Source organism: Pantoea sp. R13S299 (assembly GCF_048515925.1).
In the GTDB taxonomy this organism is placed as follows: Bacteria; Pseudomonadota; Gammaproteobacteria; order Enterobacterales; family Enterobacteriaceae; genus Pantoea.
The window spans coordinates 1,915,930-1,933,601 of record NZ_JBLYEF010000001.1 but is presented as its reverse complement, the minus strand read 5'-3'; the positions used below and the strand labels follow the sequence as shown (position 1 = coordinate 1,933,601).

Annotated in this window: 11 protein-coding genes; 5 read left to right on the top strand and 6 right to left on the bottom strand. The window is 54.1% G+C overall.

The genetic code is table 11. The annotated features are described in order from the left end of the window. The first annotated feature begins 6 nt into the window (after positions 1–6). Entirely contained in the window at positions 7–465 is a 459-nt protein-coding gene (locus ACN1CO_RS09195; protein WP_419138699.1) for a GNAT family N-acetyltransferase, read from the top strand. 32 nt (positions 466–497) lie between these two features. Here the strand turns inward: ACN1CO_RS09195 and ACN1CO_RS09190 are convergent, their stop codons facing one another. Then, complete coding sequence (locus ACN1CO_RS09190; protein ID WP_283547486.1) at positions 498–2,156, bottom strand: glucan biosynthesis protein D; 1,659 nt, start codon at positions 2,154–2,156, stop codon at positions 498–500. 335 nt (positions 2,157–2,491) lie between these two features. Between ACN1CO_RS09190 and elaB the strand changes: the two genes are divergently transcribed. Both elaB and ACN1CO_RS09180 read left to right on the top strand, forming a co-directional pair. Next, a complete protein-coding gene (gene elaB, locus ACN1CO_RS09185; protein WP_003854223.1) occupies positions 2,492–2,803 on the top strand; it encodes a stress response protein ElaB in 312 nt (103 codons plus the stop codon). 244 nt (positions 2,804–3,047) lie between these two features. Further along, a complete protein-coding gene (locus ACN1CO_RS09180; protein ID WP_419138698.1) occupies positions 3,048–4,244 on the top strand; it encodes a nicotinamide mononucleotide deamidase-related protein YfaY in 1,197 nt (398 codons plus the stop codon). Positions 4,245–4,573: 329 nt separating this feature from the next. On the opposite strand, the gene yfaE is transcribed toward ACN1CO_RS09180, so the two are convergent. The 5 genes from yfaE to ubiG all read right to left on the bottom strand — a co-directional run bounded on the left by yfaE (position 4,574) and on the right by ubiG (position 11,450). Beyond that, complete coding sequence (gene yfaE / locus ACN1CO_RS09175) at positions 4,574–4,834, bottom strand: class I ribonucleotide reductase maintenance protein YfaE (protein WP_090959225.1); 261 nt, start codon at positions 4,832–4,834, stop codon at positions 4,574–4,576. Positions 4,835–4,836: 2 nt separating this feature from the next. Continuing rightward, positions 4,837–5,967: a class Ia ribonucleoside-diphosphate reductase subunit beta gene (gene nrdB, locus ACN1CO_RS09170; protein ID WP_283547488.1), complete on the bottom strand. Its 1,131-nt coding sequence runs from the start codon at positions 5,965–5,967 to the stop codon at positions 4,837–4,839. Between the two features lie 72 nt (positions 5,968–6,039). After that, complete coding sequence (gene nrdA / locus ACN1CO_RS09165; protein ID WP_419138697.1) at positions 6,040–8,325, bottom strand: class 1a ribonucleoside-diphosphate reductase subunit alpha; 2,286 nt, start codon at positions 8,323–8,325, stop codon at positions 6,040–6,042. A gap of 537 nt (positions 8,326–8,862) precedes the next feature. Then, positions 8,863–10,194, bottom strand: a complete 1,332-nt coding sequence (locus ACN1CO_RS09160) for a gluconate:H+ symporter (protein WP_419138696.1) — start codon at positions 10,192–10,194, stop codon at positions 8,863–8,865. A gap of 530 nt (positions 10,195–10,724) precedes the next feature. After that, positions 10,725–11,450, bottom strand: a complete 726-nt coding sequence (gene ubiG / locus ACN1CO_RS09155) for a bifunctional 2-polyprenyl-6-hydroxyphenol methylase/3-demethylubiquinol 3-O-methyltransferase UbiG (protein WP_090959232.1) — start codon at positions 11,448–11,450, stop codon at positions 10,725–10,727. A gap of 177 nt (positions 11,451–11,627) precedes the next feature. On the opposite strand from ubiG, the gene gyrA reads away from it, so the two are divergent. Together gyrA and rcsC are read left to right on the top strand one after the other, a co-directional pair. Beyond that, positions 11,628–14,300 (top strand): DNA topoisomerase (ATP-hydrolyzing) subunit A, encoded by a 2,673-nt coding sequence (gene gyrA / locus ACN1CO_RS09150; protein WP_419138695.1) that lies wholly within the window; start codon positions 11,628–11,630, stop codon positions 14,298–14,300. Positions 14,301–14,777: 477 nt separating this feature from the next. Continuing rightward, positions 14,778–17,630 carry a two-component system sensor histidine kinase RcsC gene (gene rcsC / locus ACN1CO_RS09145; protein WP_419138694.1) on the top strand — a complete coding sequence of 951 codons (2,853 nt, stop codon included), beginning with the start codon at positions 14,778–14,780 and terminating at the stop codon, positions 17,628–17,630. Positions 17,631–17,672 lie beyond the last annotated feature (42 nt).

Genomic DNA, 17,672 nt, shown 5'->3' with positions numbered 1-17,672 from the left:
GAGACCATGAACATTGACTGGCAGGATAAACACCATAGTGAACTCACCACATCAGAACTCTATGCGTTGCTGGCGTTGCGCAGCGCCGTGTTCGTGGTAGAACAGCAGTGTGCTTACCTTGATGTGGATGGCAAAGATTTGCAGGCGGAAAACCGGCATCTGTTGGGTATGGCGGATGACCAACTGGTGGCTTATGCGCGACTTATCACGCCAGAGGATGAGACCAGCCCGGTGAAGATCGGACGGGTGATCGTGTCAGATCGGGTTCGCGGTGCGCGTCTGGGCAATCGTCTGATGGAGCAGGCGATCAGCAGTTGTCAGCAGCACTGGCCAGGCCGTGACATGTTTCTCTCCGCTCAGGCGCATCTGGAAAACTTCTATGGGCAGCATGGCTTTGTGGCGGTGGGGGAGAACTACCTGGAAGATGGTATCCCGCACGTCGATATGCTGAAGAACGCGCCATAAAAAAGGCGAGGCCTGAGCCTCGCCTTTTTCCATTAACCCACCGTCATCTGACGGTCATCGACATATTTTCGCTGATCCGGCGCAGGCGGGAAATACTGATAAAGCCAGGTTTCACTCAGCGTCTCATCCTTGCTACGCAGGAACAGACGCATCTCCACCGGCTGGGTGGAATCGCTGTTCGGATACCAGTCAAACAGGATGCGGTATCCCTGGAGCGGATCGACATACAGAATCTCAACCTGCTTCACGCTACCGGATGAAACGGTAATCACCGGTTCAATACCTTTCGGCGCAGCGGCCTGCAGATCACCACCAATAAAATCGATGGCGAAGCGGCGGCACCAGGTTTCCGGGAAGTGTTCGCCAGGCGCCCAGCCTTCCGGGAAACCACCGATACCGGTACGGGTGGCATCCACGCGCGCCAGACCGCTTCGTACCGGCGGCAGACCACTCCAGTAAAGCTTGTAGGAGAAGTTCAGCTCGCTGCCCGCTTTGACCGGCTCAGCCGGTTGCCAGAAGCAGACCACGTTATCCAGCGTTTCACCGGTGGTCGGGATCTCCATCAGGTTAATCGCGCCTTTGCCCCACTTGCCGACCGGCTCAACCCACAGGCTCGGACGTTTGTCATACCAGCCAATCACATCCTGATAATCTTTGAAGTCGTGATTCAACTGCAGCAGGCCAAAACCACGCGGATTCTCATCTTCATAGGCGTTGAACTGCAGCCGCTGTGGATTATTCAGCGGACGGGCAATCCATTCGCCTTTACCGGTCCACATCGCCAGACGATCGGAGTCGTGGATCTGTGGATGGTAGGTGTTACACATGCGGCGCTCGTTGGTGCCGCAGCTGAACATGCTGGTCATAGGCGAGATGCCAATCTGACGGATCTCTTTACGTGCGAACAGGTGGTTCTCCACCTCCATCACCACGCGTTTCTCTTCGCAGTGGATGATGAACTTATAGGCACCGGTGACGCTGGCACCATCCAGCAGGGCGTAACAGGTAAAAGTGGTATCTTCCGCTTTTGGCGTTTCGAACCAGAAGGCGGTGAAATCGGGGAACTCTTCCTGACCATTGCTGAAGGTGTTGATCGCAACACCACGCGCCGAGAGGCCGTACTGGTAAGTGTCGTCAACGGCACGGAAGTAGCTTGCGCCCAGGAACGAGACGATATCGCGACGGGCCAGTTCCGGTTTTTTAAAGGCGCGGAAACCGGCGAAGCCGAGGTCAGTTTTGCCTTCCAGCTGCTTCGTATCAACCTTCGCATTGTTGTAGTTAAACAGCTCAGGGCGGAAGTGAATTTCGCGCGCCTGGCGGCTTTCACCATCAACAGAGAACATGCGGATGCGCCGCTTGAAGCCCATACCGACATGGAAGAACTGCACGTCCAGTTGACGATCGGGCAGGTTGTTCCAGAGTGAGTGGTTGGCGTCATACTGAATTTCGTTGTACGCCTGCGGGGTCAGTGTGGCCAGCGTCTCCGGCAGCGCGCCTGGTGCACCGCCCCAGGGTTTCTTCGCCAGCGCAGCCGCGTTTTTCTTCAATACGTCGAAATCGAAGCGTACGGCGGTTCCGTCAGCAATGCCATCTTCTGCCCATGCGGATTGCGCAAACAGCGTTGACAGGCCGGTCATGCCGCTGACGGCAGAGAAGGCCATTGACGCTTTCATAAACATTCTTCGATTCATGCCAGAGATCATTCCTTAGCTGTTCGAGGGTGTCGTGACTGTTGTGCAAAATGCACTTTCATGGCCCGATAATCACAGGCAACAGAGGGGTACGACAGTAGGGTTACTGGAAAATTCAGTCACGACAAAATTTATCAGATTAATCAAAGAAGCGAAGCGAAATTCGGCGGTTGCCGCTGCGTCTTACCGTTCTTTGCGCAGCGAAACGGCGCACCGCCTGCACTGAGTCAGATTAACAGATGAAAAATCAGGTGATTCCTGGAGCAGGAAATCAGCAGAGCGTCAGATTATGTCTATAGTTAATGGACTGCTTTGCAATTCACACGGAGGAAATGATGGTAAATCAGACAAATCAATTCGAATCGGGCCTCGATGACGATATTGCGTTACTGACCGAAACCCTGGAAGAAGTGCTTAAGGCATCAGGCGATCCGGCCGATCAGAAGTACATTGAGCTTAAAAGCAAAGCCGAACAGGCGCTGAACGATGTGAAATCCCGTGTCAGCCAGGCGTCCGATAGCTACTACTATCGCGCTAAACAGGCGGCGTACCGTGCAGATGATTACGTGCACGAAAAACCGTGGCAGGGTGTCGGTATCGGTGCAACCGCCGGTCTGGTACTCGGTCTGCTGCTGGCGCGTCGTTAATCACGACTCGCGGTTTGAGTTTTAGCAGACATCAGCAGTAAAAAAGCGGCGGGGAAATCCCGCCGTTTTTATTGGTTTTTTTACGCGCATGACACACCCACTTCCCTCTAATCCTGCTTCGCCCCCGCTATCTTTATGCGCAACGTGCTGCCCCAGGCGCAATGGTCACGATCACGGGAGATGCCGATTGTGTTTCGCCTGTGGACTTCCTACAGTTAAGCAAACGTGAAAAGGAGAATCCGACGTGATTAGAGTAGAGATGCTGTCGACCGGGGATGAGGTGCTGCATGGCCAAATCGTCGATACCAACGCAGCCTGGCTGGCGGACATACTGTTCCAGCAGGGTTTACCGATGACCAGCCGCACCACAGTAGGGGATTCACTGGAGTCGCTCATCGCCACGCTGCAGGCACGCAGTCATGAAGCCGATGTGCTGATCGTCAACGGCGGGCTGGGGCCAACCAGTGACGATCTGAGTGCGCTGGCGGCGGCCCGCGCCTGTGGGGTTGAATTGCAGATGCAGCAGGACTGGCTGGAACAGATGGAAGCCTGGTTCGCCAGCCGAGGACGGGTGATGGCGGCCAGCAATCGCAAGCAGGCTGAAATCCCGGCTAATGCGGAGCTGATTGATAATCCGGTCGGAACCGCCTGTGGCTTTGCCCTGCAACTCAATCGCTGCTGGATGTTCTTCACGCCTGGCGTGCCGTCTGAATTTAAAGTGATGGTTGAGCAGCAGATCATTCCCCGCCTGAAAGCAAAATTCTCGCCGCCCGAGCCGCCGATTTGTCTGCGACTGACCACCTTTGGTCGCGGTGAAAGTGATATTGCCGCGGAACTGGAGCCGCTGGCGTTGCCGGAAGGCGTGGTGATGGGGTATCGCTCATCGATGCCGATTATCGAGATCAAACTGACCGGCCCGGCCAGTCAGCGGGTGGCGATGGAGCAGGTGTGGCAGCAGGTGCGTCTGCTGCTGGCGGAGTGCACCATCTTTGAAGGTACGGAAGGCTTACCGGCGTTGCTGGCACGTGAGCTGGAGCAGCGCGGTGAGCAACTGGCGGTCAGCGAGCAATACACCGCCGGACTGCTTTACTGGCAACTGGCCGCCGCCAGCGTGCCGTTGCGTGGTGCTGACATCCTGCCAGCCCGGCAGGAGACGCTGGAGCAGCAGGTGAACCGCACCCGCGATCTGGCCGCGCAGCAGCAGGTAGCGCTGGCGCTCTCTGTTGGCAGCCTTGAACAGGAAGAGATTTCGATAGCGCTGCATACACCGGATGCCAGTTTTGGTCAGCGCGTGAAGTTCAGCACCGGCCGCCATAATCTGGAGACGCGACAGAAGGTGGTGGCGATGATGGCGATGAACATGCTGCGCCGCTGGTTACATGGCAGTGAAGTGAGCACCGGTCACGGCTGGATTGATGTGGTTGAAACTGTCAGACAGTAATTTCAGTGAAAGCAAAACCGGCGCCTGAGGCGCCCGTTTTATTTGTGACTGCGAATTACCCCAGGGCACTCTCACAACAATAAATAAGCTCAAAGCGCGGGGAACACGGGCAGAGGAGGAAAGCGTCCCGCGCCTGGGACAAAAACGCCGGGAGCGTTTTTGAACAACGCAACGCGTTGGCCCGGCAACGGGCGCACCTCAGGGATTAGGTGCGTAATCGCGCGGGCCGAGCTGTCAGGGATGACGCTTTTTGCGTCTTTCCGATCTGACCGTGTTCCCTAAGCGGACTCGATCCCACAGCAAATCAAGCCAGACTTGCTCCACCTCAGTTATAACTCAAGCTCAATCTCGCCTTTAGCTTTGCAGCAGCAGGGCAGGATCTCATCCTGCTGCACAAAGGCCAGCGGCCGCTGTGGGTAATGCACTTCGCCTTTCAGCAGCCGCATCCGGCAGGAGCCGCAGTAACCTTCGCGGCACTGAAACTCTACGCAAAGATTATTGGCTTCCAGCAGGGACAGCAGATTAGGGTGATCTTCTGCGCATTCCAGCCGGGTGCCGGAACTGCGCAGAATAACAACGTCGCGGCTCATGATTAAAGCTGGAAGTCGTCGAAGTCGTTAGCGCCTACTTCAGAATCGATCTGACCCACCAGATAGGAGCTCACTTCCACTTCCTGTGGCGCAACCTGCACGTTGTCAGACACCAGCCACGAGTTGATCCATGGAATCGGGTTAGAGCGCGTCTGGAAGGGCAGATCAAGGCCCACTGCCTGCATACGGATATTGGTGATGTACTCAATGTACTGGCAGAGAATGTCTTTGTTCAGGCCGATCATGGAACCGCCGCTGAACAGATATTCCGCCCACTCTTTCTCCTGCAGCGCCGCCTTCTTAAACAGCTCAAAGCACTCTTCACGGCACTCTGCCGCAATCTCTTTCATCTCTGGATCGTCTTCACCGCTGCGCAGCAGGTTCAGCATGTGCTGAGTGCCGGTCAGGTGCAGCGCTTCATCGCGGGCGATCAGCTTGATGATTTTAGCGTTACCTTCCATCAGCTCGCGCTCTGCGAATGCGAATGAACAGGCGAAGCTGACATAGAAGCGGATCGCTTCCAGCGCATTGACGCTCATCAGACAGATATAGAGCTGCTTCTTGAGGGCGCGCAGGCTGACGACAACCTCTTTATCGTTGACCTTATGAGTGCCTTCGCCCAGCTGATGCCAGTAGTTGGTCATCTCAATCAGATCGTCGTAATAGCGTGAGATATCCTGGGCACGCGCCAGAATCTGCTCATTGGTGACGATATCGTCAAACACCACCGCAGGATCGTTAACGATATTACGGATGATATGGGTGTAAGAACGGGAGTGAATCGTCTCGGAGAACGCCCAGGTTTCAATCCAGGTTTCCAGCTCAGGAATCGAGATCAGCGGCAGCAGGGCGACGTTCGGGCTACGACCCTGAATTGAATCCAGCAGCGTCTGATACTTCAGGTTGCTGATGAAGATATGCTTTTCGTGATCCGGCAGCGCCTGGTAGTCGATACGGTCGCGCGAGACATCAACCTCTTCCGGACGCCAGAAGAACGAGAGCTGCTTTTCGATCAGCTTTTCAAAGATGTCATATTTTTGCTGGTCGAAGCGCGCCACGTTTACGGACTGACCGAAAAACATCGGCTCTTTCAGCTGATCATTTTTGTTCTGTGAGAAAGTGGAGTAAGCCATAAAAGTTGTCCAAAAGTAGACGAAGCCAGGCCTCGTGAAATGAATGAGGCGGGAGAATCTCCCGCCTGACCATTAGATTTTACAGGCGCCGCTCTCGCAGCCATCATCCTGGATAGAAGGTGCCAGGTCATCCTGCGCATCTTCCGCACCGTCACGGGTGTTCTGATAGTAGAGCGTTTTAACGCCGAACTTGTACGCTGTCAGCAGATCTTTCAGCAGCTGTTTCATTGGCACTTTACCGTTGGCAAAGCGTGACGGATCGTAGTTGGTGTTAGACGAAATCGCCTGGTCGATGAACTTCTGCATCAGACCCACCAGTTGCAGGTAGCCGTCGTTGTTCGGCATTTCCCACAGCAGTTCGTACTGGTCTTTCAGACGCTCATACTCCGGCACCACCTGACGCAGGATGCCATCTTTCGATGCTTTGATGCTGATGTGGCCGCGTGGTGGCTCGATGCCGTTGGTGGCATTGGAGATCTGCGACGAGGTCTCAGACGGCATCAGCGCAGACAGGGTCGAGTTGCGCAGGCCGTGCGTTTTGATCTCTTCACGCAGGCTGTCCCAGTCGAGATGCAGCGGTTCATTGCTGATCGCGTCCAGATCTTTCTTGTAGGTGTCGATCGGCATGATGCCCTGCGCATAGGTGGTTTCATTGAACCACGGGCAGGCACCTTGCTCTTTCGCCAGCTCGTTTGAGGCTTTCAGCAGGTAATACTGAATGGCTTCAAAGGTTTTGTGGGTCAGGCCATTGGCGCTGCCATCGGAATAACGCACACCATGCTTCGCCAGATAGTAGGCGTAGTTGATAACGCCGATACCCAGGGTACGACGACCCATTGCGCCACGCTGGGCAGCCGGAATCGGATAATCCTGATAATCGAGCAGCGCATCAAGCGCACGCACCGCCAGGGTAGCCAGCTCTTCCAGATCGTCGAGGCTTTCGATGGCGCCGAGGTTGAACGCCGAGAGCGTACACAGGGCAATCTCACCGTTTTCGTCGTTAACATCTTCCAGCGGTTTGGTCGGCAGGGCGATTTCCAGGCAGAGGTTAGACTGGCGAACTGGCGCGATGCGCGGGTCAAACGGGCTGTGGGTGTTGCAGTGATCGACGTTCTGAATGTAGATACGGCCAGTAGAGGCACGTTCCTGCATCATCAGGGAGAAGAGATCGACCGCTTTAACACGCTGCTTGCGAATGCTCTGATCCTGCTCATATTTGGTGTAAAGACGTTCGAACTCATCCTGATCGGCGAAGAACGCATCATACAGGCCAGGCACATCAGACGGGCTGAACAGGGTGATATCTTCGCCTTTCAGCAGGCGCTGATACATCAGCTTGTTAAGCTGTACACCGTAGTCCATGTGACGCACGCGGTTGCCTTCAACACCACGGTTGTTTTTCAGTACCAGCAGGCTTTCGATTTCCAGATGCCACATCGGGTAGAACAGCGTTGCTGCACCGCCGCGCACGCCGCCCTGAGAACAGGACTTCACCGCAGTCTGGAAATGCTTGTAGAACGGGATACAGCCGGTGTGGAACGCTTCACCGCCACGAATCGGGCTACCCAGCGCACGGATACGACCGGCGTTGATACCGATACCGGCACGCTGAGAAACATATTTCACAATCGCGCTGGAGGTGGCGTTGATGGAGTCCAGGCTGTCGCCGCACTCGATCAGCACACAGGAGCTGAACTGACGCGTCGGGGTACGCACGCCCGACATGATTGGCGTTGGCAGTGAGATTTTAAACGTGGAGATCGCATCATAGAAACGCTTGATGTAATCCATACGCGTGTCGCGCGGGTAGCCAGAGAACAGGCAGGCAGCGACCAGAATGTAGAGGAACTGCGCGCTCTCGTAGATTTCACCTGAGACGCGGTTCTGGACCAGATATTTGCCTTCCAGCTGCTTAACAGCGGCATAGGAGAAGTTCATGTCACGCCAGTGGTCGAGGAACTCGTCCATCTGCGCGAACTCTTCCGGGCTGTAATCTTCCAGCAGGTGGCGATCATATTTGCCCATGTCGACCATCTTAACAACCTGGTCATAAAGCTTCGGCGGCTCAAACTGACCGTACGCTTTTTTGCGCAGGTGGAAGATCGCCAGGCGGGCAGCCAGGTACTGATAGTCAGGGGCATCGCGAGAGATGAGGTCTGCTGCGGCCTTGATGATGGTTTCATGAATGTCTGAAGTTTTGATTCCATCATAGAACTGAATGTGGGAGCGCAGTTCGACCTGTGAAACTGAGACGTTGTTCAGCCCTTCAGCTGCCCAGTCCAGCACACGGTGAATTTTGTCGAGATCAATGCGCTCCTGGCGGCCATCGCGTTTAGTAACGAGCAGACTCTGGTTCATGTCGCGTATTTACCTTTGCGTGAGTATCCAAAAATTAAAAGAAATCCCGGTTTATACACAGCCTATTCATTGTGAATAATGTGTGGATAAACACTACATCTAGGGGGTGATGAGAAAAGTCATAACTACATGGGGCATATTTTAGTATTTTACGGCCGCTTAACAAGAGCAAAAAATGATGGCTGGAGGGGTTGTAATTCTTGCGAAATTTCTTAGCCCACGCCTTGTAAGGCCTGGCAACATGTCAACCGGATCACACTTTTTTTTCTTATTATGATCGGGCGCGTGTTTCTTATTCAATCCTCACGATTCAGCGAAAAAACAGATGAAAAATGAGTAAAAGCCGCTAGCGCAATACGGCAGGCGAGCCAGGCCGCTGTCGCCATTTCTGACGGCTCACTGACACAGCGGCGTAACTCTCTGGCACATAACAGAATGCGTTCAGGTGCAGTCACCTGCGGCGTTGTCTCTTTGCTGGGGCACTCAGCGAATGAGAATCGCCTCTGCCATAAATCTTTTACAGCAGAGGCGGAAGAACTAGATGAACTGGCTGACCAGGATGACCATACCCAGACCGACAACTGAGTTGATCAACTCCAGCAGTCCCCAGGTTTTGAAGGTGTCCTTCATGGAGATACCAAAAGTTTCTTTGAACAGTAAGAAGCCGCCGTCATACATCAGTGTGATGGTGTTACTGCCGCAGGCGACGGCCAGCACCATCAGCGCCGGATTAAGATGAAAGGCCTCAATCATCGGAGCCACAATGCCCGCCGAGGTAATGGCGGCCACTGCACCCTGGCCGGTCAGAATGCGGATCACCGCTGTGATTAACCAGGCGATAATAAAGGGAGAGAAGGGCACATGACTCATGAGCTGGACAATGCTGTCGCCCACATCAGAGTCAATGATCACCTGTTTGAGGATACCGCCGGCACTGATAACAAACAGCACGTTGGAAATCTGTGAAATCGAGTGGGTGACGTGATGCGTGATGCCTTCGGAGGTCATCCCCCGCTTAACACCCAGAAACCACATCGCAGCCAGCGTGGCGAACAGCATGCTGACTTCCGCACTGCCCAGCAGTTTAAAGACGCGTGTCAGCTCAGAGCCATCACCGGCTAGCGGTTTGACGACCGACGCCACGATCATCAGCACCGCAGGGATCAGCGGGATCAGAATACTGATTCTGAAAGAAGGGAGATCTTCAGGGGCCAGCTCTTTGATCGGTTTGATCATGGAGTTCAGCGGAATACGGCTGATTCCCGGCAGGAAGCGGGGCAGTAAAACGCCCGCACAGAACAGCGCTGGGATAATCACCACAACGCCGTAAAGATAGACCTGCACGATATCCGCGTTGAATGCGCTGATCAGAGCGACCGGTCCCGGCTGAGGTGGAAACAGGCTGTGTCCCATTGTTGCGCCGACCACCGTAGGGATGACCAGCTTCATGTAGGGGATATCTGCTTTTTTAGCGATGTTCATTACCAGCGGCATCGCAATCAGGAAGGCCACCTCGTAAAACATCGCGATACCGAAGATGACACCGATAAACATCAGTCCGGTAGAGAGAAAGCGGGTGCCGCAATGGCGGATGACGGTGTCCGCTATCTGCTGACTGGCACCGGATTCGGTCATGAACTTGCCAATAATCGCGCCGAATATAATGATCAGCGCCAGGTGACCCATGATGCTGCCGATGCCCTGCTGGACGACGCCGACGATTTTATCTGCCGGGATGCCAACCATGATGGCGACAAACATGCCTGCAATCAGCAGAGAGAAGACATTGTGAAATTTATACTTCAGATTGAGTAAGACTAATATCGCGATACCGGCTAATACCCAAAAGAGCGATAAAAAGGGCGTCATGGTTATCCTTAACATTGATGAAGTTGATCTTATCCAGGTGAAACGATTTATAACTCTACCATTCTAGTATATTGAAATTTTAGAGGCGGTTTTTTGAAGCCTGTCACAGTGTGACTAAACCCCTATTTCAGTCCTCAGTGAGATTTTTTCGTTCACGGTGTTTTGTCTCGGTAATAATTAATTATGAGTTTCTCACTCGCGTTGTTTTATTTTTTGTTATTGAAATTAATGCTATTTTTAAATTTTCAGGTTGTATGTTATTCATTTAATTAAATTGGATTATGAAGTTTACATTCAATTGATCTAAGGCGGGGAAGCTAGGGTTTATTCTATTTCAGGTAGGGGTGTTATCCTGATGTGCTGATGAATGTTATCAGCCAGGGAGGTGATGTGAACCGCTTGCATATATTTGACGTGATGCGTGAACAAAAGCAGCAATTATTACGCTCAATGAGTGGATGCTTTTAAGTACTTCGTTAACGCTACTCAGGTTTAATAATACCCGCCTGCATTCAGACGGGCATTTTCACTCAGACGGCGCGGTGGGTATGCACCATATAATTCACGTCAGTACCCGGGGCCAGTTTGAAGCGATTAGTCAACGGATTATAGTGCAGGCCGATGATGTTACGTTCACGCAGCGTCGTTTCATCGACCCAGCCCAGCAGTTCGGAAGGACGGATAAACTTCTTCACGTCATGGGTGCCGCGCGGCAGCATGCGGAGTACATATTCTGCGCCAAAGATCGCCAGCAGCCAGGCTTTGGGATTGCGGTTCAGCGTCGAGAAAAAAACTTCGCCGCCGGGTTTAACCAGCTTCGCACAGGCGTGAATCACCGAGCGGGGATCCGGCACGTGCTCCAGCATTTCCATGCAGGTCACCACATCATATTTTCCGGCGTTCTGCTCCGCATGCTCTTCAACGGTCTGCTGCACGTAGTCCAGCGTCACGCCGCTCTCCAGGGCATGCAGGCGCGCCACGGCCAGCGGTTCCGCACCCATATCCAGACCGGTCACGACTGCGCCTTCACGCGCCATGCTTTCGGATAAAATGCCACCGCCGCATCCGACGTCGAGCACGGTTTTACCGAACAGGCCATTGCTGTGCTGTGCGATGTAGCCCAGGCGCAGCGGGTTGATACGGTGCAACGGTTTAAATTCACCCTCCAGATCCCACCAGCGCGAGGCAACGGCCTCAAACTTGGCAATTTCCTGCGCATCGACGTTGTGCTGATGATTCTGCGGTTGTGCATTCATTGAATCGTAACTCCTGACAAAATGTGCCCACAGTATAAACGCTTAACCGCAGTTGGCACACCTTTCAGGGGCAATGAAAAGCGGGGGAAATCGGTGGTTAACGTTCACCAGAGCATTGCAGTGTGATATACTTTCGCACCTTTAAAATCCGGGATTAAGTAGAGGGATAGCGGCTCCATGAGCGACCTTGCGAGAGAAATTACACCGGTCAATATCGAAGAAGAATTAAAGAATTCTTACCTCGGTTACGCCATGTCGGTCATCGTTGGCCGAGCTTTACCCGATGTGCGTGATGGCCTGAAGCCGGTTCACCGTCGCGTTCTTTTTGCGATGAGCGTACTGGGTAACGACTGGAACAAACCCTATAAAAAATCTGCCCGCGTCGTCGGTGACGTTATCGGTAAATATCACCCGCATGGTGATTCCGCCGTTTACGACACCATTGTACGTATGGCCCAGCCTTTCTCCCTGCGTTACATGCTGGTGGACGGACAAGGCAACTTCGGTTCCATCGACGGCGACTCCGCTGCGGCGATGCGTTATACCGAAATTCGCATGTCGAAAATCGCCCACGACCTGTTAGCTGACCTGGAAAAAGAGACCGTCGATTTCGTACCGAACTACGACGGCACTGAGCAGATCCCTGAAGTTCTGCCGACCAAAATCCCTAACCTGCTGGTGAACGGTTCTTCCGGTATCGCCGTGGGTATGGCAACCAACATTCCACCGCACAACCTGCGTGAAGTGATTAACGGCTGCCTGGCATACATCGAAAATGAAGACATCAGTATCGAAGAGCTGATGGAGCACATTCCGGGGCCAGATTTCCCGACCGCCGCCATCATTAATGGTCGCCGTGGTATTGAAGAAGCGTACCGCACCGGACGCGGTAAGATTTATATTCGTGCGCGTGGCGAAGTGGAAGCGGATGCTAAAACGGGCCGCGAGACCATCATTATTCACGAGCTGCCGTATCAGGTTAACAAAGCACGCCTGATTGAGAAGATTGCGGAGCTGGTGAAAGAGAAGCGTGTCGAAGGCATCAGCGCACTGCGCGATGAGTCTGATAAAGACGGCATGCGTATCGTGATTGAAATCAAACGCGATGCAGTCGGCGAAGTGGTTCTGAATAATCTCTATTCACTGACCCAGTTGCAGACCTCGTTTGGTATCAACATGGTGGCTCTGCATCAGGGCCAGCCGAAGATTATGGCACTGAAGGAGATTCTGGACGCCTTCGTTCGCCATCGTCGTGAAGTCGTTACGCGTCGTACCATTTTCGAACTGCGTAAAGCCCGTGACCGTGCGCACATCCTGGAAGGTCTGGCGATTGCGCTGGCGAATATCGATCCGATTATCGAGCTGATTCGTCGTGCACCGAACCCGGCAGAAGCGAAAGCGGGTCTGATTGCTCAGGCGTGGGATCTCGGTAACGTGTCAGCGATGCTGGAACGTGCAGGCGATGACGCCGCCCGTCCGGAGTGGCTGGATCCGCAGTACGGCATCCGTGAAGGTCAGTACTATCTGACCGAGCAGCAGGCTCAGGCGATTCTGGATCTGCGTCTGCAGAAACTGACCGGCCTTGAGCACGAGAAGCTGCTGGATGAGTATAAAGGTCTGCTGGAGCAGATCGCGGAGCTGTTGCGCATTCTGTCTAACGCCGATCGTCTGATGGAAGTAATCCGTGAAGAACTGGAGCTGATGCGTGATCAGTTCGGCGATGAGCGTCGCACAGAGATTACGGCGAACACTGCAGACATCAATATTGAAGACCTGATCAATCAGGAAGATGTTGTTGTAACGCTGTCGCATCAGGGCTATGTGAAGTATCAGCCGCTGACCGACTATGAAGCGCAGCGTCGTGGTGGTAAAGGCAAGTCAGCCGCACGTATCAAAGAAGAGGACTTCATTGATCGTCTGCTGGTGGCCAATACCCATGACACGATTCTTTGCTTCTCAAGCCGTGGCCGTCTCTACTGGATGAAGGTTTATCAGCTGCCGGAAGCAAGCCGTGGCGCGCGTGGACGTCCAATCGTTAACCTGCTGCCGCTGGAAGCCAACGAGCGTATTACGGCGATCCTGCCGGTACGTGAGTATACCGAAGGCTTCAATATCTTTATGGCGACCGCACTGGGAACCGTGAAGAAGACCGCGCTGAAAGAGTTCAGCCGTCCGCGCAGCGCCGGCATTATTGCCGTGAATCTGCGTGATGACGATGAGCTGATCGGTGTGGCGCTGACCAACGGTAATGACGAAGCGATGCTGTTCTCCGCGGCCGGTAAAGTGGTGCGCTTTGCAGAAACCGCAGTCCGTGCGATGGGTCGTACCGCCTCTGGCGTACGCGGCATCAGGCTGGCTGAAGGCGATCGCGTTGTCTCTCTGATTGTGCCGCGTGAAGAGGGTGCAATCATGACCGTAACGCAGAATGGTTACGGCAAGCGTACTGCCAACAGCGAATATCCGACCAAGTCGCGTGCGACGCAGGGTGTGATTTCAATCAAAGTGACCGAGCGTAATGGTCCGGTGATTGGCGCAGTTCAGGTAGTCGATGGCGATCAGATTATGATGATCACCGATGCCGGTACGCTGGTGCGTACCCGCGTGTCAGAAGTGAGCGTCGTGGGTCGTAATACCCAGGGTGTGATTCTGATTCGTACCGCAGAGGATGAGAACGTAGTCGCTCTGCAACGTGTTGCCGAGCCGGTTGAAGAAGAAGAGCTGGATTCAATCGACGGTAGCGTGGCGGAAGGCGAGGATGATATCGCGCCGGAAGCAGAGATCGACGATGAAGAGATTGCACCGGAAGCGGATGCAGAAGACGAAGACGACGCGGCTGAAGACGAAGAGTAATTTGTCTGAGGTAAGCTGAGGTTTGTTGCAGAAACGGCAGGTCAGGGGAAACCCGGCCTGCCGTTTTTTTTTGGTGCCTGTGGACAAGGGCTGGATAGAAGTAGTTTTGCGTCGGGAGCCAGGAAAGGGTGGCTGCTAGCAGGGAGCCGCCGAAAGGCCCGCTATGCCCGATCGCAAAGGATTCCCGCATCCCTGCGGATCGGCCACGCCATCCCTGGCGTGGACGCTTTGCTTTTCGGGCTTAGCGGGTCTTTCTTGTTCAGGCAGCGGTTTCGCTTTTTATTGGGGCGAGTGAGAATGGCTTTGGGTCAGCAAGGAGATTGACTTATTGAGTCACAGGCAGGGCTTTCACTATCCTAAAAGATTCCCAAACCTTCCGCTAAGCCTGCGGCTGGCTGGCTTTTTTCGCCCGATAAAGCTAGTGTATGGGCATTAAAAATCGATGATGCGACTAACCTTGCCAACTGCGAGTTACCTTTGAAATATCCTGTCTCTTTCCGCACTACGCTTCGCATCTCGCGCTATCTTTTCCGCGCGCTGGCGCTACTAATCTGGACGCTGGGCGCCGTTCTGACGGCGTTTTACATCATCAGCGTGCTGCACAACAAAGAGACGCAGGTCCGGCAGGAGTTCGCCAGTAACTACGGCACCATTCAGTGGTATGTGCGCCATTCGGCGGACATGATGCGTGAGCTGAAATATATCACCGAGAACCGCTTAACCAACGCCAGCAGTGGTCTGGATGTGCTGACCGGTATGATGCCGGGCAAAGCCACCCAGCCGCAGTTTACGCCGCTATTCTCGGATGGCGACTGCACCTCAATGAGTAACACCTGGCGCAACTCGCTCGATTCACTCAGCTACTACATCAATTACTGGAAAAGTAATTTCGCCTCATCGTATGAACTGAATCGGGTGTTCTTTATCGGTGGCGAGAGTCAGTGTCTTGCCGACTTCACCATTGGCAGCAACAATGCGGATCGGGACCGCAGCCTGAAATCGCTGCGTGAGAATGTGCTGCGCTATCGCAATAGCAGCGAAGAAGAGCGCCGTAATCCGATGTACTGGATCAACAGCAGTGCTCAGCCTGGTGTCGGCACCTTCTACATGGTGGTGCCGGTTTACGTTGCCAACAAATTGCAGGCGCTGCTGGGTGTTGAGCAGAATATCCGCATGGATGAGTTTATTCAGCCGGGCAGCCTGCCGGTTATCGCGTCCATTACCGATGAAAATTATCGCCCGCTGCTTAACTCGCGGCGCGGTGGGCTGGGCTTCTCGCTCGACAATCTGCCGGATGATAAAACCTGGTTCGGTTATCTGAACGGTTATCGTCAGCTGGTCCTGAAAAAGCCATTGCCGCCTTCCGATCTTAATGTGGTCTGGTCGATTCCTACCGATGTGATGGTGGATCAGCTCAAGCTGATGATCATTAACGCGCTACTGCTCAATATTTTCAGCGCCGTGATCCTGTTTACCCTCGCCTGGGTGTTTGAGCGGCGGATGTTCCTGCCCGCAGAAGAGAATGCGCACCGGCTGGAAGAGCATGAGCAGTTTAACCGTAAGATTGTCGCCTCTGCGCCGGTCGGAATCTGTATTTTACGCACCAGTGACGGCACCAATATCCTGAGTAACGAGCTGGCGCACAATTATCTGACGTTGCTGACGCAGGAAGATCGCCTGCGGCTGAATGAGATAATCGGCGGCCAGCAGGTCAACTTTGTCGATGTGCTGACCGGCAGCAATACCAACCTGCAAATCAGTTTTGTGCATTCGCGCTATCGTAATGAGAACGTGGCGATTTGCGTGCTGGTCGATGTTTCGGCGCGTGTGCGGATGGAGCAGTCTCTGCAGGAGATGGCTCACGCGGCAGAGCAGGCGAGCCAGTCAAAATCGATGTTCCTTGCCACCGTCAGTCACGAACTGCGCACGCCGCTGTATGGCATTATCGGGAACCTCGATCTGCTGCAGACCAAAGAGCTGCCCAGCGGTATTGACTCGCTGGTGACGGCAATGAACAACTCCTCCAGCCTGCTGCTGAAGATCATCAGCGATATTCTCGACTTCTCGAAAATCGAGTCTGAGCAGCTGAAAATTGAGCCGCGTCCGTTTGCCCCGCGCGAAATTGTCACTCACATCGTCGGCAACTATCTTTCGCTGGTGGTGAAGAAGCGCCTGACGCTCTACTGCTTTATCGAACATGATGTGCCGCAGGTGCTGGATGGCGATCCACTGCGTCTGCAGCAGGTGATCTCGAACCTGCTGAACAACGCGATTAAGTTCACGCATACCGGCTGTATCATCCTGCACGCCTATGTGGCTGAGGGCTATCTGGCCTTCCGTGTCCGGGATACCGGCGTGGGCATTCCGGCCAAAGAGCTGCCGCGCCTGTTTGACCCCTTCTTCCAGGTGGGAAATGGCGTGCAGCGTAATTTCCAGGGTACGGGGCTGGGACTGGCGATCTGTGAAAAGCTGATCAACATGATGGACGGTGACATCGAGGTCGACTCAGAGCCAGGCATGGGCAGCCAGTTCATTGTCCGTATTCCGATCTACAAAGGACAGAAGCCGTCACTGATGCTGCTGGAGGATTTAGAGGATAAGAAAATCTGGGTGGCGATGCGCAACGAGTATCTTGCAGAGTTTATTACGCGCCAGATTCAGCAGCAGGGCATTCAGGTTGCGGAGTATAACGGTAAGCCGGGCCACGATGATGTGGTGATGACCGATTACGATCTGGAGATAGATGCTCCAGTGCGCGCGCTGGTCACGTTTGATGGATCGCATGTGGATATGCCGCGTGAACGTCAGCCGGGACGCTGGACCCACTCCACTGCAACGCTGCACGAGGTGCCGGCATTGCTGGCGCGCATCTATCGTATCGCACTGGGTAATGACGCGGCAGATGCCTTGTTACTCGCGGCACCGGTTGAAGAGAAAGTGCATAACGACGACATCATGGTGCTGATTGTGGATGACCATCCGATTAACCGCATGCTGCTGTCTGAACAGCTCGGCACGCTGGGCTATCAGGTGAAAACCGCGCAGGATGGCGTTGATGCGCTGAATGTCCTGAGCCGTAATGAGATCGATATCGTGCTCACCGATGTGAACATGCCGAACATGGATGGTTATCGCCTGACGCAGCGTTTACGTCAGCTGGGTCATCTCTTCCCGGTCGTCGGTGTGACAGCGAATGCGCTGGCTGAAGAAAAACAGCGTTGTATGGATGCGGGCATGGATAACTGTCTGTCGAAACCGGTGACACTGGATGTGCTGAAAGTGACGCTGGCAATCTATGCTGATCGGGTGCGTAAAACGCGGATAGGATAAAGCAGGATAGGGCAGAGGAGAGGCGGTGCAGTCTGCACCGCC